The sequence below is a fragment of the Actinoplanes sp. NPDC000266 genome (assembly GCF_042899005.1).
Lineage (GTDB): Bacteria > Actinomycetota > Actinomycetes > Mycobacteriales > Micromonosporaceae > Actinoplanes.
Window position 1 is genome coordinate 365,812 of sequence record NZ_JBIAZI010000009.1, and the last position, 20,740, is coordinate 386,551.

A 20,740-nucleotide genomic window follows, 5' to 3' on the forward strand; every position below is an offset into this window, starting at 1 on the left:
GTGGGTGCACGCCATGACTTCCTGCTCGCAACGCTCACGGTCGCATCGCCATTCTCGGTCCGGACGGTCGATGCAGATTACTCCGAAACCGCGCCTGTTGGTCGCGATCGGTCGATGTCAGTCGCACCGGCAGTCTGTCAATTGTGTGGCCGGCTCAGAACGGGGGCAGGTGCGCCAACTGGATCAGGCGCACTCCCTCACGCCGTGTGAGCAGGCGCCCACGCCCCGGTGGCATCAGCGCCGGCCGGATCGGGCCGATCAGCGGGCCCTCGTCGGACGGGCCGGACATCACCAGGCCGGGCGCCGACAGCTCCCGCAGCCGCTGGATGATCGGCTCGTAGAGCGACCGCCCGGCGCCGCCGGCCCGCCGGGTGAGGATCAGGTGCAGGCCGATGTCGCGCGCCTGCGGCAGATATTCGAGCAGCGGCGTGAGCGGGTTGGCCGGGCCGGCCACGACCAGGTCGTAGTCGTCGACCAGCACGAACAGCTCGGGCCCGGTCCACCAGGACCGGTCGCGCAGCTGCTGGGCGGTCACGTCCGGCCCGGGCAGCCGGCGCTCCATGTATCCCGCCACCGACTGCATCAGCTCCAAGGTCTTGGGCGCCTGGATGCCGTAGCCGATGCGGTGTTCCGTCTCGGGCAGGTCCATCAGGCTGCGCCGGTAGTCGACCAGGATGATCCGGGCCTCCTCGGGCGCGAACCGCTGGGTGATCGTGGTGGCGAGGGTTCGCAGGAATGTCGACTTGCCGCACTCGGCGTCACCGAAGAGCAGGAAGTGCGGATCGGAGGCGAAGTCGATCTCGACGGGCCGCAGGTCGGCCTCGGCCAGGCCGATCGGCATGCGCAGGCCGGTGCCGGCGCCGGCCTCGAGGTCCTCGTACGGAACGAGGGCGGGCAGCAGGCGCACCTTGGGCGCGGACGGGCCGTGCCAGTTGGCCGCGATCTCCTTGACCAGGTCGCTCGTGTCGGCCAGCGTGCTGAGCTCGGGCCGCACAGTAAGAAGGTGCAGCGCCTTGTTCTTGTCGGTCGGGTGCTCCTTGATGCCGCGGCCCGGCTTCTCCGGCACGCTCATCGCGGCCCGCCGGTTGATCGACGAGTCGCTCGGGTCGCCGAGCCGCAGCTCGACCCGCGAGCCGAACAGGTCGCGGATGCCGGGCCGGAAGTCCATCCACCGTGAACTGGACGCGACCACGTGGATGCCGTAGGAGAGGCCCCGGGTCGCGATGTCGGTGATGACCGGATCGAGCTCCTCGAACTCCTTGCGAACGGTCGACCAGCCGTCCACGACCAGGAAGACATCGCCGAAGGGGTCGTCGTCGGGGCTCGGGTTGGCCGGGTTGGCCCGGCGGCGCCGGTACGACGCCATCGAGTCGATGCCCAGGCTCGCGAAGCGCGCCTCGCGCTCGGACAACAGAGTGGAGACCTCACCGACCGTACGCCGGACGCCCACCGTGTCGAGACGGCCCGCCACCCCGCCGACGTGCGGGAGATCGCGCAGCGTGCCCAGCGAACCGCCGCCGAAGTCGAGGCAGTAGACCTGCACCTCGGCCGGGGTGTGTGTCAGGGCCAGCCCGCAGATCATCGAGCGCAGCGCCGTCGACTTGCCGCTCAGCGTCGAGCCGACCACGGCCACGTGACCGGCCGCGCCCGACAGTTGGAGCCACATCACCTCGCGCACCTGCTCGCGGGGCCGGTCGACCAGCGCGATCGGCACCTGGAGGGCGCCGTGCAGCTCGGGGTTGGCGAACGCGAGGCCGCGGGCCGGATCGGCGACGACCGGGCCGAGCAACTCGTCGAGCGCGGCCGACTGGGTGAGCGGCGGCAGCCAGACCTGATGCGCCGGCGGTCCCTGCCCGCCGAGCCGGTCGACCATCACGTCGAGCACGCTCTCGCCGGCCGGGGTCAGCTCGGGTTGCGGCTCGACCGGCTTCACCGGCTTCGGCGCGGGGATGTAGCGGGTCGTGTACGCCAGCACCTGCGGATCGGCACCGGCGCCACCGGCGGCGGCGCGGGCGCTCGCCTTGGGCAACGGTCCCGAGACGTACGCCGCCTTGAAGCGCAGGAGAGGCTCGGTGCCGAACTTCAGATAGCCGTGACCGGGCGAGCGCGGCAGCTCGTACGCGTCCGGGACGCCCAGGACCGCCCGCGACTCCAGCGCCGAGAAGGTCCGCAGACCCACCCGATAGGACAGATGGGTGTCGAGCCCGCGCAGCCGGCCCTCCTCCAGCCGCTGGCTGGCCAGCAGCAGATGGACGCCGAGCGAGCGGCCCAGCCGTCCGATCTGGACGAACAGGTCGATGAAGTCGGGCTTGGCCGACAGCAGCTCGGAGAACTCGTCACAGATGACCAGCAGCGACGGCAGCGGCGGCAGCGCGGCGCCACCGGCACGGGCCTTCTCGTAGTCGCGCAGGCTCGCGTAGTTGCCGGCCTTGCGCAGCACCTCCTGCCGCCGGACCATTTCGCCGTCGATCGCGTCCACCATGCGGTCGACCAGCGGCAGCTCGTCGGCCAGGTTGGTGATCACGGCGGCGGTGTGCGGCAGCCGGTCGAGCGAGGCGAAGGTCGCGCCGCCCTTGAAGTCGATCAGGACGAAGTTCAGCGTCTCCGACGAGTGTGTGGTGGCCAGGGCCAGCACCAGGGTGCGCAGCAGCTCCGACTTGCCCGATCCGGTGGCCCCGATGAGCAGGCCGTGCGGGCCCATACCGTCCTGGGCGGACTCCTTCAGGTCGAGCTCGATGGGGCTGCCGTCCGCACCCACGCCGATCGGCACGCGCAGCTTGTCGCGGTTGGGCCGGGGCATCCAGGCCCGCGACACGCTGAACGTCTCGGGATCGCCGATGCCGAGCAGGTCGGCCAGGCCCATCTCGGCCGCGAGCGGGGTGTCCGACGACTTCGACATCGCGGCCAGCCGCAGCGGCGACAACCGCCGGGCGACCGCCTCGGCCTGCTCGACGCTGAGCCGGTCGGGCGTGCCGACCTCGGCCTCGTGCTCCATCGAATAGGTGTTGAGCACCCGCCGGCCGCCGGCCCGGGCGACCTCGAGCACCAGCAGCGACCGGTCGAGCAGGCGCGGCGGCTGCTCGTCGAGGTCGAGCACCGTCACGCCGTCGATGCCGTCGTCGAGCTGGGTGGCGCCGCGCAGGTCGGCGCCGTCGAGCACGATCACCACATGAGGGGAGCCGGCACTGGTGGCCATCGGGTTGAACCGCGGCCGGTTGCCGATCACGTCCTCGAGCAGTTTCTCCAGATCGGGCCCGGAGCTGGCGACGAGCCGCACATGGCCGAGCGCGTCGGTCCGGGCCGGATGGAGGTTGTGCGGAAGCCACTTGATCCATTCCCACTCGGCCCGGCGCTCGGGGCCGGCGCAGACCGCGACGATCAGGTCGTCGGGCGCGTGGAAGGTGGCGAGCTGGCAGACCACGGCGCGGGTCAGGTCGTGCACTGCTTTTTCGCCGCGCAGGAAGACCCGCGCGAAGCTGCGCAGCGAGGCCGCGACGGGCAGATCGGGGACCACGGAGTACGCGTCGAGGAAGCGCCGCAGGGCGCCCGCGGTCATCGGCTCGAGCTCGTCGAGCGGCCGCGTGACCGGCGGAATCAGGGGCGTCGCCAAGGTCTGTGGGCCGACCGCCAGGCGTACGACACCGAAATCGGGATCGCTGACGCGCCTCTCCCAGACCCGGTGGCTGTTCGCGGTCGACCAGAGCTTGGCCGGGTCGGGATGGCGGTAGAGCAGGCCGACGCGCTGCATGTCGGCGGTCTCACGCACGCGGCGGCGCAGGCCGGCCAGATGGCGCAGATATTCGCGGCGGGCGGCCATCATCTCGGCCTTCTTGGGCGAGCCGCTCGCGCCGAAGCTGGTGGTGAGCATGGCGATCGAGGAGATGCCGAACAGGCCACCGATCACATAGGAGTACGCACCGCCGCGGCCCTGTCCCATCATCATCGCCATGGCGACCGAGCCGCCGAGCATGGGCAGCGCCATCATGGCCTGCTGCCAGCGGCCGCCGGTCTGTTGCGGGATCTCGGGTGGCGGCTCGACAGCGATCTCCCCGGTCGGAATCTCCGGCGCCGGACGCCGTGCCGACCGTTTGATCACCACCGTACTCATGCCGATTTATGTCCTTTTCGTCCACATTGGTGTACGCCCCCGTGTGGCCCATCGTAGGTAAAGTCGGCTAGCTGGCGCATTCACCTCTTTTTTCAGGAGTCGACGATCATGAGCATCGGGTTGGCTCGCGTCACCATCAGTGCTCCGCAGCGCCGCATCGACGTGGCGCTGCCCGAGCACGTGGCGCTGGCCGAGCTGCTGCCCGAGGTGCTGCGGCACGCCGGCGAGGGCCTGGCCGACGACGGCGAGAAACACGGCGGGTGGGTGCTGCGGCGCACCGACGGGGTCGCGCTGGCCACGACCCAAGGTCTTTTCCCCCAGGGTGTACGCGACGGCGAGGTGCTCCATCTCGTACCGGCCCACGACGAGTGGCCCGAGCTCGAGTACGACGACGTGGTCGAGGCGATCGCCGAGGGCGCCCGCCGCCGCGGCAGCTCCTGGACGCCGGCCTCCACCCGCACGGCCACGCTGGTCGCGGCCGGGGCGCTGCTGGCGATCGGGCTGATCGCGGTCCTCGCGGCCGGCCCCGACTGGCCGGGCGCGGCCTTCGCGGGGCTCGGGCTCGCGGTGATCCTCGCGCTCGCGGGGGTGACGGCGTCCCGGGCGTACGGCGACGCGCGCGCCGGCGCCGCCCTGGGGGCCTATGCGATGCCGTACGCCTTCGCGGGCGGCGCGGTGCTCGTCGCCACCGACGACCGGGTCGGCGTGTTCGGGCTGCTGCCCTGGCTCGGCGGCTCCGAGCTGCTCGCCGGCTCGGTGGCGCTGCTGCTGATCGCGGCGCTCGGCGGGGTGGGCGTGGCGGCGTCGCTGCGCCTGTTCACGGCCGGCGGGGTGGTCGGGCTCTTCGGCGCGCTGACCGCCCTGGTCGCGATGGTCACCGACGCCCCGGGCGCGGCCGCGGTGCTGATCTCGGCCCTGGTCTGCGGCATCGGCGCGCTGCCGCTGCTGGCGATCCGCTTCGGCAAGATGCCCACGCCACCGGTCACCCTGCCCACCGGCACCGACGCGTCGGAGGGCTTCACCGGCGCCATCTCGCTCGACGCCTCCCGCGACCGCCCCGACCGGGCCACCGTCTTCGCGGCCGTGACCCGCACGGAAGAGCTGCTGGCGGGCATGCTGCTCGGGCACGCGGTGCTCGCGGTGGCGGCGTTCGGGGTGCTGGCGGTGGCGGGCACGCTCTCGGCCCGCATCCTGATCGCGGTGTCGGCGGCGGCGCTGCTGCTGCGCTCGCGCCTGTTCGTGACCCTGCGCCAGCGGGTGCCGCTGGTCGTGGGCGGCCTGGCCGGCGTGGCCGCGCTCGGCGCCGACCTGCTGCGCGGTGCGGGCCCGGCGATGCTGCTCGGCCTGACCGGGGCCGCGCTGGCCCTCGCGCTGATCACGGTGGTGGCCGGGGCGACGTACTCCCGCAAGCCTCCGTCGCCCTATCTGGGCCGGGCCGCCGACCTGCTGGACACCTTGGTCGTGGTGTCGGTGATCCCGGTGGCGTGCGCGGTCGTGGGCCTCTACGACGCGGTGGGGAACATCAGCCTTTGACCAAGAGCGGCCGCATCGACGACGCGGCCGCTCTCATCGGTCTTCTCAGTGCTCGTGGCCCTCGGCCTCGGCGGCCTCGGCCCGCTTGAAGGAGGCCAGGATCTCCTCCTCGGCCTCGACGCGGCCGGTCCAGGTGGCGCCCTCGACTGACTTGCCGGGCTCCAGGTCCTTGTAGACCGTGAAGAAGTGCTGGATCTCCATCCGGTCGAACTCGCCCAGGTGGTGGATGTCGCGCAGGTGCTCCTGGCGCGGGTCCTCGAACGGCACGCAGAGGACCTTGTCGTCGCGGCCCTTCTCGTCGGTCATGCGGTACATGCCGATCGCCCGGGCCCGGATGAGGCAGCCGGGGAAGGTCGGCTCCTGCACCAGCACGAGCGCGTCCAAGGGGTCACCGTCCTGGCCCAGGGTGCCCTCGATGAAGCCGTAGTCGGCCGGGTACTGCGTCGCGGTGAAGAGCGTCCGGTCCAGCCGGATGCGACCCGTCTTGTGGTCGACTTCGTACTTGTTGCGCTGGCCCTTGGGGATCTCAACCAATACGTCGAAATCCATTTATCTGCTCCCTTGTTCGCCCGCTGAAGAGAAGACCGGTCCGGCGGGCGGTGAGATCCGCGCGCAACGGTGTGCCGGATGTCGCTAGTCTCCCCTAAGTCCGACGCCGCGTACTAGGAGGGGCTCGTGGGGAGGCAAGATTCACACGACGGTCCCCGGCATGACGGCGTGTCCGGGTCGCATGACGACCCCAAAAACGGTAACCCGTCAACGGAGGGCGGCAACGTTACTTCGCCCACTCCGAAGGACAATGCCGATCACGACAACCTCAATGTCATGGTTGGTCCTCATTCATCACCCCAAACCCATTCACCGGTACGGGCGGAGCCCGCGCCCGATATACGACAAGAACCCCACGCTCCGCGCGCCGAGTCGGAAGATCGACAGGTGCACCCGCATGACCAGCCCACACCCGCCGTCCCGGCAACGGACCCGCCCGGAACGAATCGCGCCTCCGGTCAGGTGACCGGCGCGGCTCCCGTCGATCGCCCGGCCGAACCGGCACCTGCCGATCGCGGGCCGGCCTCGGCGCCCGTTGACCGTGCGCCCGGTTCGGGACCTGCAGATCGTGCGCCCGGTTCGGCTTCCGTCGAGCGTGCGGCCGGCTCGGTGCCTGTCGAAGGTCCGGATCAGCCCGGGGCGCCCACCAGCGGCGGCGCAGCCGACCAGCAGGTCACCGTGTCCGAGCCGCGTGGCGCCGCGGCCGACCGTCCTGGCCAGTCCGTGCCGGTGCGGCCCGATTCTGACAACGCCGAGCCTGCGCGGCCGAGCGGTTCTGCGTCCGCGGGGTCAGGCGGATCTGCGATGGGGCGGCCTGACGGACCCTCGTTCGAGCGGGGTGAGGGCTCTGGGCCCGGGGAGCAGCATGCGGGCGGCTCCGGGCAGCCTGGTGACCCCGCGGACCGTGGCTGGTTCGAGCAGGTGGCAAGTGCGGGTGATCGAGGTCGGTCGGGGCGGCCGAGTGGGTCGGCGAGTGCGGAACAGCCGGTTGCTGCTCCGGTAGAGCGAGGTCAAGGCCCCTGGTCGACAGCGCCGGGGAATCTGCCACCAGCCGGTGGATCGGCGCCGGCCCAGGCCCAGGCCGGCAATGTCTACGGCCAGGCTTCACCGGGCGCTTCCGGAGAAGGAGGTCCGGCCAACGCCTCTCGGCAGCCCGATCTGCCCACGCCGGGTGGTCGACTCGACGGCCAGCATCAAGGTGGATCAAGGCAGGGTGGCCAAGCGCCCGGTGTCTACGGCAGGCCGGCCGCTGAGGGCGCGGGCCCCGGCGTGAACGATCAAAAGCCTTCTGGCGGCCAGAACCCGGCGGGAACTCCGGGCGGCGGTGGCGTCTATGGGAGGCCGACCGCGGGCAGTCAAGGTGACGGCGCTGAAAAGGATCGCCCGGCCGGGCAGCTTGCAGCGTCGTCGGGTCGAGACGGCTCCGGGGCGGCGGCCGGTCGAGAGGGCTCTGGGGCGGCCGGTCGAGAGGGCTCTGGGGCGGCGGCCGGTCGAGAGAGCCCTCGGGTGGCGCCGGGGCAAGATGGCCCGGCTGGGGGTGCCGGTCAAGAAAGTCAGCGTGCCGGTGGTGTCTATGGCGGGGCGGTAAACACTCCCGCCGGCGGTCAGGTGGTATCGGCGGGCGATCGGGGGCGGCCTTCCTCCGGGGAGCGGCCGGGTCTCTACGGCGCGCCGGGTCAGGTGGGCGGTGCCGCGCCTTCTGGGGCGGCGGCGGACGCTGGTGTCTTCGGTAGTGCGGCGCAAGCGCTCGGTGATCTGATCTCTCCGGACGGGGCTCGTGGGGGTGGCGTTTACGGCGGGCCGGCGCGCGCTGATGGTCAGCCTGGGCCGCGGGCAGGTTCGGGTGGGCCCGGCGGGGCTGCACGGACAGGCGGCGATCACGGACCTGACGGTGCTGGCCAGGCCACTCGGCCCGCCGGTGGCGTCTATGGGGGGCCCTCAGTCCAGCAGCGGCCCTTGGAAACGGGTCTTTACGGCAGCGCCACCCAGCCGGAGGCGGCTGCGGGTCGGCCGGGTGGTGCGGCTCAGGTCGCCGGGCCGGCTCAGGCTTCCGGGCCGGCTCAGGTCGCCGGGCCGGCTCAGGTCGCCGGGCCGGCTCAGGTCGCCGGGCCGGCTCTGCGCGGTGCTGGGCAGGGTGAGAAGGCGGCCGGTGGAAGCGTCTACGGCGGGCCGAAGGCGGGTGCTGTCGAGCAAGCGGAAGGGCCGGCGCCGGGCGGGAACGTCTATGGCGGAAAGCCGTCGGGCGCCGGGAGTGGCTCTTCCTCCGGTGCTGATGTGACGCAAGTTGTCGCGGGTGGGCCCGGCGGGGCGACCGTTGATCTGGCGACGCATGTGGCCGGTGGTGGGGAGCTCAAAGCCGGTGGGGGCGGCGTCGAAGCTCGGGCCTTTGTGCGTGAGCCCGCAGGTCAGCCCGCAGCCGGCCCTACGGCCGGGACCAACGACGGACCTCGCCTCGAAGAGCCCGGTGGTGGTCGGAGGACGCGTACAAAATGGGTCTTTGCGGTTTTAGCGGTTTTGGTGGTCTTCGCCGGAGTCGTGGGGATCGTTCGGCCGGGGCCTGTTGACGGATGGCTGGGAGCTGAGCCGACTGTGGCGCCGCCTACGACGGCGGCGCCCACGCCGGAAGCTGCTCCTACGCCGGTGTTGGCGGCGGCCGATGGTGGAGGTACGGCTCTGACGGCGGCCGGGGTCAAGAAGGCGCTCGATCCGCTCGTGGGGTCGGCGGCGCTGGGGAACAAGGTGCATGTCCGCGTGCTGGATGTGGCCTCGGGGCAGGTGCTCTACGCGCGGAACGCGGACACCATGACCACGCCGGCGTCCACGACGAAGCTGCTCACCGCGGCGGCTGTGCTGTCGGCTCGGGGGGCCGCCTATCGGCTGAGCACCCGGGCCGTGGCGGGGAGCGCGCCGGGTGAGGTCGTTCTGGTCGGTGGTGGGGATCCGTCATTGTCAGTGGGCGCGAAGGGGCAGTTCCCGGGGGCGGCTCGGCTCGATCAGCTGGCCGCGCAGGTCAAGAAGGCGCTGGGTGCGGTCAAGCCGACCAAGGTGACCATCGATACCTCGTTGTTCAGTGGGCCCGAGACGGCGGTCGGGTGGGACTCGTCCGACATCTCGCCCGGCGGGCAGGTGTCGCGGATCCAGTCGCTGATGACCAACGCGGGGCGGATCAAGCCGGTGCACAACGAGTTCGGCGGGGATCCGCGCTATCCGGATCCGGCGATCGCGGCCGGTAAGGCGTTCGCGAAGCAGCTGGGGGTGCCGGCGACGACCGTGAAGAGGGGTAAGGCGCCGGCGGCGGGCCAGCAGCTCGGTGTGGTCCAGTCGCCGCCGATGGTGCAGCTCACCGACTGGATGCTGGAGCAGAGCGACAACACCATGGCCGATGTGCTCGGGCGGCAGGTGGCGCTCGCGGCGGGGCAGCCGGCGACGTTCGACGCCGCCACCGACGCCATCGTGAAGAAGATGGACGACCTGGGGCTTCCGGGGGACGAGGCGGATCTGTACGACGCGAGCGGGCTCTCCCGGAACAACGGGATCAGCCCGACCATGCTGACCCAGCTGCTGTCCCTGGCCGCCAGTGGGCAGGAGCCGGCGCTGAGCAGCGTCTTCGGTGGGCTGCCGGTGGCCGGATGGTCGGGGACCATGACCAAGCGCTTCGTGGCGCCGCAGGCGAACCGGATCGGCCAGGGGGTCGTACGGGCCAAGACGGGCACGCTCAGCGGGGTCAACACGATGGCGGGGGTGGTGACCACCGAGGAGGGGCGGTTGCTGGTCTTCGCGATCATGGCCAGCGGGTCCGGGAACGCTGTGACGGCGCGGGCGGCGCTCGACAAGGTCCCGGCACGTCTCGTTTCGTGCGGGTGCTAGTCAAAAAGCCTTCAGTCCGGTCAAGGGCGGCGGTGGGGCGGTCGGATGGGGGGTTTTTCCTGAGGTGGGTGCTGGAAATCCGCGGGTACGGTGGGGTGCATGGCGCAGTTCGTTGATTGGGATCTGGCCGCCGCGACCGCTGGCGCGCTGTCGAAATCCGGGCCCGCGGTCTCCTACGACGATGCGATGGCGGTGGTCGCCGAGTTGCGGGCGCTCACCGACGAGGCGGCGGGACACGTCGCCGCTTATACGGGACTGAGCTCGCAGATCGAGGTGCCGCCGGTGCGGGTGGTCGACCGCAAGGACTGGGCGGCGACCAACATCGAGGGCCTCAAACAGGTGATCATTCCGCTGGTCACCCGGCTGTCCGGCGACAAGCAGCCGGGCGGGCTGGCCGACGCGATCGGCTCGCGGGTCACCGGCGTGCAGGCCGGCACGATCCTGGCCTATCTCTCCGGCCGAGTGCTGGGGCAATATGAGGTGTTCTCCGGCAACCCCGGTCAGCTGCTGCTGAACGCGCCGAACATCGTCGAGGTCGAGCGCAAGCTCGGCGCCGACCCGCGCGACTTCCGGCTCTGGGTCTGCCTGCACGAGGTCACCCACCGCACCCAGTTCACGGCCGTGCCGTGGATGCGGGGCTACTTCCTCGGCGAGGTGCAGGCCTTCGTCGACGCGTCGCAGAGCACCGAGCACATCCTCGAGCGCATGCGCCGCGGCGTGGCCACCCTCTCCGACGCGCTGCGCGACCCCGAGTCGCGCTCCTCGGTGCTCGACATCGTGCAGACACCGGGGCAGAAAGCCGTGCTCGACCGGCTGACCGCGCTGATGACGCTGCTCGAAGGGCACGCCGAGTTCGTGATGGACGGCGTCGGCCCCGACGTCATCCCGAGCGTCGAGTCGATCCGGGCCAAGTTCAACCGCCGCCGCGAGAGCGGCAACCCGCTGGAAAAGGCGATCCGCCGCCTGCTCGGCATCGAGGTGAAGATGCGGCAGTACGCGGAGGGCCGCAAGTTCGTGCACGGCGTGGTCGAGCGGGTCGGCATGGAGGGCTTCAACAAGATCTTCGACTCGCCGCTGACCCTGCCCCGGCTCGACGAGCTGGGCGACCCGGACGCGTGGGTGACCCGGGTGCACGGCTCGCAGCCGGCGATCGGGGGGTAGATGGCGCGGATCCCACCCTCGGTGGCCGCGGTGCGGCTCGCCGTGCGGCGGGCTCTGCCCGCTTCCGGCCTGGTCCTGGTGGCCTGTTCCGGGGGAGCCGATTCGCTGGCCCTGGCGGCCGCCGCCCGATTCGTCGGGTCTGAGGTGGGGCTCGTGACTGTGGATCACGGGCTCCAGGAGGGGTCGTCGGAGCGAGCGGCCCACGTCGCCCTATGGGCGGAGAAATCCGGATTTTTCCCGGTCGAAGTGGCTGCCGTTTCCGTCGGCGGACGGCCGGGTGGGCCGGAGGCGGCGGCGCGTACGGCCCGATATGAAGCCCTGACCGCGGCGGCGCAACGGCACGGGGCGGTGGGAGTGCTGCTCGGGCATACCCGGGACGACCAGGCTGAGACTGTTCTTCTGGCGCTGGCTCGGGGAGCTGGGCCCCGAGGACTGTCCGGGATGCCGGCGGTGAAGGGGATCTTTCTGCGGCCGCTGCTGGATGTGGCGCGAGCCGATACGCGGAAGGCCTGTGCGGCCCTGGGCCTGGCGCCGTGGGAGGATCCGCACAATTCGGACCCCTCCTTCGCTCGTTCGCGGGTGCGGGGGTCGGCTCTTCCGGCTCTTGTCGAGGCGCTGGGGCCCGCTGTCGTGGCGAATTTGGCGCGTTCTGCCGGACAAATCGGGCAAGACAACGAGGCATTAGATGCTATCGCTGCGGATTTTTTGGATATGTCGGTCGAGGCGCTGTCCGCGTTGATGCCGGCTATCCGGAAGCGGGTTCTGCATTCCTGGGCGCTGCGGCTCGGTGCGCCCGGTGGCGCGCTGTCGCACCGGCACGTGGAGGCGCTCGACGCGCTCGTCACCGCCTGGCGCGGTCAGGGGCCGGTGCACCTCCCTGGTGGCATTCAGGTGGCCCGCGACCGGGGAGCACTCGTTCGAGTGCCCTGACCGCCTGTGAGAGTCGTCACTCGCGATGTCCGATTCGCCGGTACTACCGACCCGAACTGGGTGTTTTCCAGCGGTTCCGTCCGAGTTGATCGCCGCCCCGTGCGGCGGGCGGCAACCTTCATGCGGCACGCTGGTGCCATGGCTGATGGCTCCTGGTACGACGCCGACATCGACCACGTGATCATCTCTGAGGAGCAGATCCGGGAAAAGATCGCCGAGTTGGCGAAACAGGTCTCCGCGGACCACGCGGACGCGGACGGCGGCATCCTGCTCGTCTGCGTGCTCAAGGGGGCGGTCATGTTCATGGCCGACTTCGCGCGGGCGCTCGGCCACCACGGGCCCTCCACCGAGATGGAGTTCATGGCGGTCTCCTCCTACGGGCAGGGCACCACGACCTCCGGGGTGGTGCGCATCCTCAAGGACCTCGACCGCGACATCACCGGCCGGCACGTGGTCGTGGTCGAGGACATCGTCGACTCCGGTCTCACGCTGTCGTGGCTGATGAAATACCTCCAGTCGCGCTCGGCGGCGAGCGTCGAGGTGGTCGCCCTCTTCCGCAAGCCGGACGCGGTCAAGGTGCAGGTTCCGGTGAAGTACGTGGGCTTCGACATCCCGAACGAGTTCGTGGTCGGCTACGGCCTGGACTTCGCCGAGCGCTACCGGGAGTTGCCGTACGTCGGTGTGCTGCGGCCCGAGGTCTACGCCCGTAGCTGAACCGTTTCTCAGCCTCTTCTCAGAAATCCGTCTTTATGGGCGGTTTTGCTGCGATACCTCGCTGAACGGGCGAGGACCGGGAGGTGTCCGGCCAGCGGGCTCACGGGTTCGCAACCGGCACCCACGGTGTACCGTCGAGTGACCGATGGCGCAGTGTCACAAGCGCCGGAGGGCCGGGATGATTCACCGTCATCAGGCGGGGTATCGCTCCGGCAGCCGCCGTGGGCGGCACCGTTGAGGTGACCAGGACGCCGATCAGGAGGGTCCGGGCGCTTGGCGCCCGACAACAGTATGGAACGTACGCGTTTCTTCCGCCGCCCGGTGGTCTGGATCATTCTGGTGATCATCGGCGTGATTGCGCTGAGCTCGTTCTTCACCAGTGGTCCGAGCTACCAGCGCGTAGATACCTCGGTGGCGCTCGAGCGCCTCAATCAGCCCGGCATCAAGAAGGTCGTTCAGAAGGACAAGGAGCAGACGCTCCAGATCGACCTCGCATCGCCGGAACGATTCGATGGCAAGACCACTGACAAGATCGAGACCCAGTACCCGTACGAGGTCACGCAGACGATCTGGAATGAGGTCCAGGAGGCCAAGACCGCGGGCCGGATCACCGGCACGATCAACGCCACGGTCTCGGGCGACAACATCCTCTTCAGTCTGCTGATCAACCTGCTGCCGATCGCCATCCTGGTGATCCTGCTGCTGCTGTTCATGTCGCAGATGCAGGGTGGCGGCTCGCGGGTGCTGAACTTCGGCAAGTCCAAGGCGAAGATGATCACCAAGGACACGCCGAAGACCACCTTCGCCGACGTCGCCGGCGCCGAGGAGGCGGTCCAGGAGCTCCACGAGATCAAGGACTTCCTCCAGAACCCGGCGAAATACCAGGCTCTCGGCGCCAAGATCCCGAAGGGCGTGCTGCTGTTCGGCCCGCCCGGAACGGGTAAGACGCTGCTCGCCCGCGCCGTCGCCGGCGAGGCTGGTGTGCCGTTCTACTCCATCTCCGGTTCCGACTTCGTCGAGATGTTCGTCGGTGTGGGCGCCAGCCGTGTCCGCGACCTGTTCGAGCAGGCCAAGTCGAACGCGCCGGCGATCGTCTTCGTCGACGAGATCGACGCCGTCGGCCGCCACCGCGGCGCCGGCATGGGCGGCGGTCACGACGAGCGTGAGCAGACGCTCAACCAGCTGCTCGTCGAGATGGACGGCTTCGACACCAAGGGCGGGGTCATCCTGATCGCGGCCACCAACCGGCCCGACATCCTCGACCCGGCGCTGCTGCGTCCCGGCCGTTTCGACCGGCAGATCGCGGTCGACAACCCGGACATGGAGGGTCGCAAGCAGATCCTCCGCGTGCACGCCAAGGGCAAGCCGTTCACGCCCGACGTCGACCTCGACTCGGTGGCCCGCCGCACGCCCGGATTCTCGGGCGCCGACCTGGCCAACGTCATCAACGAGGCCGCGCTGCTGACCGCCCGTAACGAGAAGCGGGCGATCTCCAACGAGTTCCTCGAGGAGTCGATCGACCGGGTCATCGCCGGTCCCGAGCGGCGCACCCGGGCGATGAGCGACAACGAGAAGAAGATCACCGCCTACCACGAGGGTGGACACGCGCTGGTGGCGTACGCGCTGCCGCACTCCGCCCCGGTGCACAAGGTGACGATCCTTCCGCGTGGCCGCTCGCTGGGTCACACGCTCGTGCTGCCGACCGAGGACAAATACACCCAGACCCGCGCCGAGATGATCGACACCCTGGCCTACGCGCTGGGTGGCCGGGCCGCCGAGGAGCTCGTCTTCCACGAGCCCACCACCGGCGCCGGCAACGACATCGAAAAGGCGTCCGGTCTGGCCCGGGCCATGGTCACGCAGTACGGCATGAGCTCCAAGCTGGGCGCGGTCAAGTACGGCACCAGCGGTGACGAGCCGTTCATGGGCCGCAACATGGGCCACGAGCGCGACTACTCCGACTCGGTCGCGGCCGACATCGACGCCGAGGTGCGCGCGCTCATCGAGCTGGCGCACGACGAGGCGTGGGAGATCCTGGTCGAATATCGCGACGTGCTCGACAGCATGGTCCTCGAGCTGATGGAGAAGGAGACCATCACCCGCGAGGACATGGACCGCATCTGTGCCCGGGTCGTCAAGCGCCCGCCGATGTCGCCGTTCAACGGCTTCGGCAAGCGCATGCCGTCCGAGGCGCCCCCGGTGCTCACCCCGGCCGAGCGCGAGAAGCTCAAGGCTCAGGCCGTAGCGGACGGTCAGGCTGCGATCGGTTCCAACCCGAACGGCAGCGCCCCGGAAAGCAGCAACTGATCAGCGACGACGACGCCCTCGACTATCTCGCCGCCCGTCTGGTCGACGGAAAGCTCACCGGCACGCCGGTCGAGCAGTCCGTCGACCTCGGGCGGATCGAGAAGGCGGTCCGGGAGATCCTCATCGCGATCGGTGAGGACCCGGACCGGGACGGGCTGGAACGCACCCCGGCCCGGGTCGCCCGCGCCTACGCCGAGCTCTTCGCCGGCCTGCGGGTCGACCCGGCCCAGGTTCTCTCCACCACCTTCGAGGCCGACCACGAAGAGCTCGTGCTGGTCCGCGACATCGAAGTGATGAGCATGTGCGAGCATCACCTGCTCCCCTTCAAGGGCGTGGCCCACATCGGCTACGTGCCCGGCACCCACGGCCGTATCACCGGCCTCTCCAAGCTGGCCCGCCTGGTCGAGGTCTACGCCCGGCGCCCGCAGGTGCAGGAGCGCCTCACGTCGCAGATAGCAGATCTGCTGATGGAGAGGCTCGACGCCCGCGGCGCGATAGTGGTTCTCGAGTGTGAGCACCTCTGCATGGAGATGCGCGGCATCCGCAAGGTCGGCGCCCGTACGGTCACCTCGGCCGTCCGCGGCGCGTTCCAGAACGACGCCAAGATCCGGGCCGAGGCCATGGCCCTGATCAACGCACGCTGACCATGCGGTTGGCCAGGGTCGACATCGTGTACGTCCCAATGCCCAGCACCACCTCCAGCGCGTTGCGCCGGGTGTAGCCGGCGGCGAGGAAGCCCTCGACCGGGGTGTCGCCGGCCGAGGCGAGCACCTCCAGCGTGAAGGCCCGCAACGCCTCCAGCCGGGGATCGGCCAACTCGCGTTTCTCTCTCAGCGCCGTGATCAGCTCCGGTGCGGCGCCCAGCTGGCGTAGCCGCCCGGTGTGCATGGACAGGCAGAGCCGGCAGCCGTTGCGGGCGGCGATCGTCATGACCACCACCTCCCGCGACAGCGGATCGAGCGTGCTGGCCTCGAAGAGGCCGCTGACGTGCAGGAACCCGCCCAGCATCTCGGGTGACTCGGCGAGCCGGGACACCTCGTCGGGCAGGTGACCGAGGTGTTCGACGGTGGCCTCGATCAGCGGGCGGGACGCGGCCGGTGCGGACTCCAGGGTGTGCTGAATGAACATCTCGACTCCGATAGGATCGACAACGTGGTTGTCGAAACCGTAAACCAGGTTGTCGAGTTTGCCAATGGCTGAGGGCTACGAGCTGCCGCTGCTGCTGTTCGCCGGCTTCCGCACGCTCATCGACGACCTGCACGCCGAACTCGCCCGGCGGGGCCACCCCGACGTGCGTCCCGCGTATGGCTTCGCGATGCAGGCGATCGGGGTGCGGGGCGCCTCGGCCAGCGAGGTCGGCCGCCGTCTCGGCGTCTCCAAACAGGCCGCCGGCAAGACCGTCGACCGGCTGGAGGCTCTCGGCTACGTCGAGCGGGTGGACGACCCGGCCGACGCCCGGCGCAAGCTCATCCGGCTCACCCCTCGCGGCGTCGACTCGCTGGCCCAGTCGGCCGAGATCTTCGACGAGCTGCGGGCCCGCTGGGTCGCCGAGCTGGGCCCGGACCGGGTCGAGCTGATCGAGTCGTCGCTGCGTACGGTGGTTTCCGGACCGATCTTCCCGGTGGATGTGCCCGGATGGCTCAGTTGATTCTCAGTTGAAGAACGACGCGAGCCCGACGCCCATGCAGGTCAGGAGCACCGGGGTCAGGCAGGCGATCGCGCCGACGATCGGGGTGCGGTCGACACCGTCCGGCCCGCCGCCCCACACGAAGCCGACCGTCGCCCAGCCCAGCCCGAACGCCACCAGCGGCATGCTCAGGCCGCACAGCAGCGCGAGGTTCGACACCGAGCCCGGCGGGGCCACCAGGTACAGCGCGATCTGCACGATCAGCACCACCACCGCGAACGGCCCGTACACGAGCAGGTTGCGGGCCCACGGGCGCCACGGCCGGCTCGGCGCCGGGCCGGTCAGCAACGCCTCGGCGGTGTCGGCCGTCCGCCGGGCCTGCTGGAGCGCGGCCAGGGCGGCGGCCGGACCGCCGGCCACGGCCTGCGCGGCCACATCGAGGTCGGCCTGGGTCGGCCGGAGCTCGGTCAGGGGAATGCCGAGCTCCCCGCCCAGACGCGCCTGTTGGTGAGCGAGCTGGGTTCGTACCACCGAAAGCTCTTGACCCGCGGCCGCAGCCGCGGCCTGATGCTCGCCCGAGGCCGAGCTCGCGGCCCGGCGGACCGCGTCGAGCCGTTGCGCGGCGGCCAGGTAGTCGGCCCACGGACCCGGCGCGGGCGGCGTCGCCTGAGCCGGGATCGCGTTGGTCTGCTGATCGGTCACGACTCGTCCCCGTCCGGCTCGAGGAACGGCACGAGCGTCACCGTCCGATCGGCGTGGCGGTCGTGCAGCAACGCCCGGTTGGGGCGCGGCTGCCACTCCAGCGGCCGCCCCACCATCGCCGCCACCTCGGCCGCGGGCACATTCAAGAAGAGCAGACCGGCGATCTCGTACGCCTCCTCGGCCAGCCGGCGCGGATCACGCCACCACGAGAGCAGATGCGCGCCGTGGCCGGGGCCGTCCCGCAGCAGACCCCGCAGGCCGGGCAGGCCGTTGAGCGGCGTCGCGTCCATGCCGAAGACCACCCGGTAGCCGGGCCGGGCCGGATCGAGCTCGGCTGCCAGGCCGGCCGCGTCCACCATGACGACCTCCTGCCGATGGCCGATCTCGGCGGCGAGGGCCTCGGCGAGCCGGTCACCCTCGGCGACCAGCGAGGCGATGACGAACCGGGTGGTACGGGGCTGGTGGCACGCCGCCACACTGCGGGCGGCCGCGTCGAGCACCTCGGAGCCGGCCGCCTGCGTGCCGAAGATGGCCAGATGACGCCCGGGCGAGGCGTCGAGCGGGAACGCGGCGGTGGAGAGATTGACGTCGAGGGCCCGGCCGACCAGTGCGGCCGGGCGCAGCGAGCGACCGGCCAGGGCGGCCCGATAGGTGGGGTCGTCGGCGAGATGCTGCGACGCGTAACCGGCGAAGACGCGCGGCGGCTGCGCTTCGGGATCGCGGGCGCCCCACAGCCTGTGCCGCAGGTCGCTGAGCAGCTCCTCGTCGGCGTGCGGGTCGGGGAAGCGGACCATCCGCTCGTGACCCCGGGTGGCACCCCGCGGGCCGCCGAGGCCACCGGCCGTGTTCACCACGGCGGTGCCCAGCGGCAGACCGGCCGCGGAATCGTTGGCCGGCTCGAGAACGTCGCCGCCACCCGGCAGAGCGATGCGCACCGGGAACTGGCCGAAGAAGTCGCGCGGACCGTGCACCTGAACGTTCTGGCTGGCCAGGATCAGGTGGATGCCGTACGAACGCCCTCGGCGGGTCAACGAGTCGAGCAGGGCGGCGGCCTCGACGGCCACCGGGTCGGCGCCGGCCAGAAGCACCGGGAACTCGTCGATGACACAGAGGATGCGGGGCGCTTTGCCGTCCGCTCCCAGCTCCGCGAATCGGGAAACACCGGCCCGCTCGAAGGCGGCCGCGCGCCGTGTCATCTCGGCGTCCAGCTCGCGGAGCACGGCCAGGCCGTACTCCCGATCGGCCTCGACACCGACGGCCCGGGCATGCGGCAGCCAGGTGCGGTCGCGCCGGGTCGGCACGAACTCGGCGAACGTCACGCCCTCCTTGAAGTCGAGCAGATAGAGCGAGAGCTCGGCCGGGCTGTAGCGGGCGCCGAGCCCGTAGAGGACGTTGACCAGGAAGGCGGTCTTGCCGGCGCCGGACCGGCCACCGACCATCCAGTGCGGAGTGAGGTCGTTGAACCGCAGGGCCAACGGCGTATCGCCGTCGTGGCCGACGACGGTGCTCAACCCCTCGGCGGCGTCACCGGACCACAACTCCTCGCCCGGCTCGGGAAGAAGATCGGACAGGGTCACCCGCGAGGCGGCGGCGGAATGGGCGGCGAGCTCCCGGCAGACGGCCTCGACCAGATGGGGCGGAGGGTCCTCGTCGAGGAAGACCGGGGCGTTGAGCCAGGACACGCTGGGGATCGACCCGTAGGTGGCCCCGGGCGGATCACCGATGACGGCATAAGGATTACGGACGGAGACCATCGTCGTACGGGGCAGTGGCGCCTGAGTGGTCTCGGCGGTGAGCGGGGGAGGCGGCCACCCGCCGACGATCAGGTGGAGCCCCGAATCGGGCCCCTGCTGAGCGAGAGCGGCGATGCGGCGCAACTCCTCACCCTCGGTCAGCTCGGGCAGGCTGGCGATGACGACAAGCATCATCCGGTCACGGCGGCTGCGCCGGGGAGCGACCCCACGGCCGGGCCGAAGCCATTTCTCGGCCTCGGCGAGCACATCACGCAGCCCTTGCCGATCGGTGGCCGGAGGAGACATCAGGCCGGCGTCGCACAGAACGGCGAAGGGCGCGAAAACCTCGCCGGCCCCGACACCATCGACGGCCCGAACGAGAAGAGAGCCGGCCGGGGCGGCGGCGAGAAGCCGTACAAGAAGAGAACGAAGAAGCCCGAAAACCCGGGAATCGGTCGCGGTGGCGTCGATGGTCAGATGCCCGGTGCCCAGAAGGGGCACGAGGGCCGGGAACTGGGCGTCGTCGAGCGGCTGAGCGGCTCCGAGACGCACGAACTGCGGCGGGTAGACACCGCCGAGGGGGGTGTTCAACGACTGGGCTTCCAGGGGTGCTCCGAGCCACCCCGGCGCGAGGGCGGCGGCGGCGATCCGAAGCTCCTCGACAAGCCGATGCTGCTCAAGCGGATCGGGCATGGCCGCACCGTCACCATCGAGCACAGCGGTGGCGGCATCGGCGACGGCCGCCGCTTGCCGATGCAAAGCGGCAGCCTGATGGGCCCGCGAAGCCGGATCAGACACCGCTCTCACCTCCTGTGTGTGCGGATAAAACTTATCCCAGAGCGAGCCGGGCATCGCGTTCCCGGTGCGGGGTGGCCGCCCGAGTCGCGAGGCTTGTGCCACTGGGTAGCCGAGAGGGCGGTTACGGGTGACGAGGCACTACTGTCGTATGTGTGCAGCCGCAGGAGCCCGCAACCGGACCGATGCCGCCGCCCGAGCCGCCCAAGCAGCCGGACGGCGGAGTGAATCCCGAGGCTCAGGAGAAGCCGCAAAAGCCCCGCAACCCCAGGCGGCGGTTGTGGTTGGCAGTGGGCGCCGGAATCCTCACCTTGCTGTGCCTGGGCGGCGTGGGCGTCTTCGTCCTTCTGTACGACGAGGAAACGAAGATCGACCGCGCGGAGCCCGATGCCGTCGTAGACAACTTTCTCCGGGCCTATCTCGTCAATCGGGACGATGACAGAGCACGGCTTTATCAATGCAAAAGCGGCGGAAACTTCCAAGAGATCGCCGACTATCGCGCCGACATCCTCACCCGTGAGAAGCAGTTCTCGGTGGGAATCAATGTCGGCTGGTCAACCTTCACCGTTCAGATGAGCGGCTCCACTGGCGAAGTGAACACAGACTTGGTGAAGACGGCGTCAGACTCATCGGGTCGTGTCAGTGAGCCTTGGAGCTTCCGCGTGGTGGACGAAGGCGGCTGGCGCGTCTGTGGTGCGACCGAACTGAGCTGAA

Annotated in this window: 15 protein-coding genes; 9 read left to right on the forward strand and 6 right to left on the reverse strand. The window is 70.4% G+C overall.

The genetic code is table 11. The annotated features are described in order from the left end of the window. Nucleotides 1-154 precede the first annotated feature (154 nt). Nucleotides 155-4,108, reverse strand: coding sequence for a type VII secretion protein EccCa (gene eccCa / locus ACFY36_RS34780; RefSeq protein WP_499750139.1), 3,954 nt, complete (start codon nt 4,106-4,108; stop codon nt 155-157). A gap of 108 nt (nt 4,109-4,216) precedes the next feature. Here eccCa and eccD point away from each other — a divergent pair, with 108 nt between their 5' ends. Continuing rightward, the gene (eccD, locus tag ACFY36_RS34785) at nt 4,217-5,641 is read left to right on the forward strand and encodes a type VII secretion integral membrane protein EccD (protein WP_499750140.1); all 1,425 of its coding nucleotides are present in this window, start codon (nt 4,217-4,219) and stop codon (nt 5,639-5,641) included. 45 nt (nt 5,642-5,686) lie between these two features. On the opposite strand, the gene ACFY36_RS34790 is transcribed toward eccD, so the two are convergent. Both ACFY36_RS34790 and ACFY36_RS34795 read right to left on the reverse strand, forming a co-directional pair. Beyond that, the gene (locus tag ACFY36_RS34790) at nt 5,687-6,190 is read right to left on the reverse strand and encodes an inorganic diphosphatase (RefSeq protein WP_097317543.1); all 504 of its coding nucleotides are present in this window, start codon (nt 6,188-6,190) and stop codon (nt 5,687-5,689) included. A 1,938-nt stretch (nt 6,191-8,128) separates the two neighbouring features. Further along, nucleotides 8,129-8,383, reverse strand: a complete 255-nt coding sequence (locus ACFY36_RS34795; protein ID WP_499750141.1) for a hypothetical protein — start codon at nt 8,381-8,383, stop codon at nt 8,129-8,131. A 396-nt stretch (nt 8,384-8,779) separates the two neighbouring features. On the opposite strand from ACFY36_RS34795, the gene dacB reads away from it, so the two are divergent. The 6 genes from dacB (at nt 8,780) to folE (ending at nt 15,813) form a co-directional block, all read left to right on the forward strand. Continuing rightward, on the forward strand, nt 8,780-10,057 hold the full coding sequence (gene dacB / locus ACFY36_RS34800) for a D-alanyl-D-alanine carboxypeptidase/D-alanyl-D-alanine endopeptidase (RefSeq protein ID WP_499750142.1): 1,278 nt from the start codon (nt 8,780-8,782) through the stop codon (nt 10,055-10,057). A 99-nt stretch (nt 10,058-10,156) separates the two neighbouring features. After that, nucleotides 10,157-11,218 (forward strand): zinc-dependent metalloprotease, encoded by a 1,062-nt coding sequence (locus ACFY36_RS34805; protein WP_499750143.1) that lies wholly within the window; start codon nt 10,157-10,159, stop codon nt 11,216-11,218. Beyond that, nucleotides 11,219-12,148 carry a tRNA lysidine(34) synthetase TilS gene (gene tilS, locus ACFY36_RS34810; protein WP_499750144.1) on the forward strand — a complete coding sequence of 310 codons (930 nt, stop codon included), beginning with the start codon at nt 11,219-11,221 and terminating at the stop codon, nt 12,146-12,148. It abuts the gene before it with no gap. Nucleotides 12,149-12,286: 138 nt separating this feature from the next. Next, nucleotides 12,287-12,862 carry a phosphoribosyltransferase gene (gene hpt, locus ACFY36_RS34815; RefSeq protein ID WP_498692893.1) on the forward strand — a complete coding sequence of 192 codons (576 nt, stop codon included), beginning with the start codon at nt 12,287-12,289 and terminating at the stop codon, nt 12,860-12,862. Nucleotides 12,863-13,153: 291 nt separating this feature from the next. Next, nucleotides 13,154-15,169, forward strand: coding sequence for an ATP-dependent zinc metalloprotease FtsH (gene ftsH / locus ACFY36_RS34820; protein WP_499750145.1), 2,016 nt, complete (start codon nt 13,154-13,156; stop codon nt 15,167-15,169). Then, complete coding sequence (gene folE, locus ACFY36_RS34825) at nt 15,166-15,813, forward strand: GTP cyclohydrolase I FolE (RefSeq protein ID WP_499750236.1); 648 nt, start codon at nt 15,166-15,168, stop codon at nt 15,811-15,813. Before ftsH ends, folE begins: the two co-directional genes overlap by 4 nt. On the opposite strand, the gene ACFY36_RS34830 is transcribed toward folE, so the two are convergent. Continuing rightward, entirely contained in the window at nt 15,800-16,297 is a 498-nt protein-coding gene (locus ACFY36_RS34830; RefSeq protein ID WP_499750146.1) for a carboxymuconolactone decarboxylase family protein, read from the reverse strand. The genes folE and ACFY36_RS34830 overlap by 14 nt on opposite strands. Before the next feature lie 64 nt (nt 16,298-16,361). On the opposite strand from ACFY36_RS34830, the gene ACFY36_RS34835 reads away from it, so the two are divergent. Beyond that, on the forward strand, nt 16,362-16,817 hold the full coding sequence (locus tag ACFY36_RS34835) for a MarR family winged helix-turn-helix transcriptional regulator (RefSeq protein ID WP_499750147.1): 456 nt from the start codon (nt 16,362-16,364) through the stop codon (nt 16,815-16,817). Between the two features lie 3 nt (nt 16,818-16,820). Here the strand turns inward: ACFY36_RS34835 and ACFY36_RS34840 are convergent, their stop codons facing one another. After that, complete coding sequence (locus tag ACFY36_RS34840) at nt 16,821-17,498, reverse strand: hypothetical protein (RefSeq protein WP_499750148.1); 678 nt, start codon at nt 17,496-17,498, stop codon at nt 16,821-16,823. Further along, nucleotides 17,495-19,924 (reverse strand): FtsK/SpoIIIE domain-containing protein, encoded by a 2,430-nt coding sequence (locus ACFY36_RS34845; RefSeq protein ID WP_499750149.1) that lies wholly within the window; start codon nt 19,922-19,924, stop codon nt 17,495-17,497. The genes ACFY36_RS34840 and ACFY36_RS34845 overlap by 4 nt, the downstream gene beginning before the upstream one ends. Before the next feature lie 257 nt (nt 19,925-20,181). Between ACFY36_RS34845 and ACFY36_RS34850 the strand changes: the two genes are divergently transcribed. After that, complete coding sequence (locus ACFY36_RS34850; protein WP_499750150.1) at nt 20,182-20,739, forward strand: hypothetical protein; 558 nt, start codon at nt 20,182-20,184, stop codon at nt 20,737-20,739. The last annotated feature ends 1 nt before the right edge of the window (nt 20,740 follow it).

Excerpts from the sequence above, each read along its gene's own strand:
- hpt (WP_498692893.1), top strand. The coding sequence starts at position 12,287 with ATGGCTGATGGCTCCTGGTACGACGCCGACATCGACCACGTGATCATC.
- ftsH (WP_499750145.1), top strand. The coding sequence starts at position 13,154 with ATGGAACGTACGCGTTTCTTCCGCCGCCCGGTGGTCTGGATCATTCTG.
- tilS (WP_499750144.1), top strand. The coding sequence starts at position 11,219 with ATGGCGCGGATCCCACCCTCGGTGGCCGCGGTGCGGCTCGCCGTGCGG.
- eccCa (WP_499750139.1), bottom strand. The coding sequence starts at position 4,108 with ATGAGTACGGTGGTGATCAAACGGTCGGCACGGCGTCCGGCGCCGGAG.
- ACFY36_RS34845 (WP_499750149.1), bottom strand. The coding sequence starts at position 19,924 with ATGCCCGATCCGCTTGAGCAGCATCGGCTTGTCGAGGAGCTTCGGATC.
- eccD (WP_499750140.1), top strand. The coding sequence starts at position 4,217 with ATGAGCATCGGGTTGGCTCGCGTCACCATCAGTGCTCCGCAGCGCCGC.
- ACFY36_RS34830 (WP_499750146.1), bottom strand. The coding sequence starts at position 16,297 with ATGTTCATTCAGCACACCCTGGAGTCCGCACCGGCCGCGTCCCGCCCG.
- ACFY36_RS34835 (WP_499750147.1), top strand. The coding sequence starts at position 16,362 with ATGGCTGAGGGCTACGAGCTGCCGCTGCTGCTGTTCGCCGGCTTCCGC.
- ACFY36_RS34805 (WP_499750143.1), top strand. The coding sequence starts at position 10,157 with ATGGCGCAGTTCGTTGATTGGGATCTGGCCGCCGCGACCGCTGGCGCG.
- ACFY36_RS34790 (WP_097317543.1), bottom strand. The coding sequence starts at position 6,190 with ATGGATTTCGACGTATTGGTTGAGATCCCCAAGGGCCAGCGCAACAAG.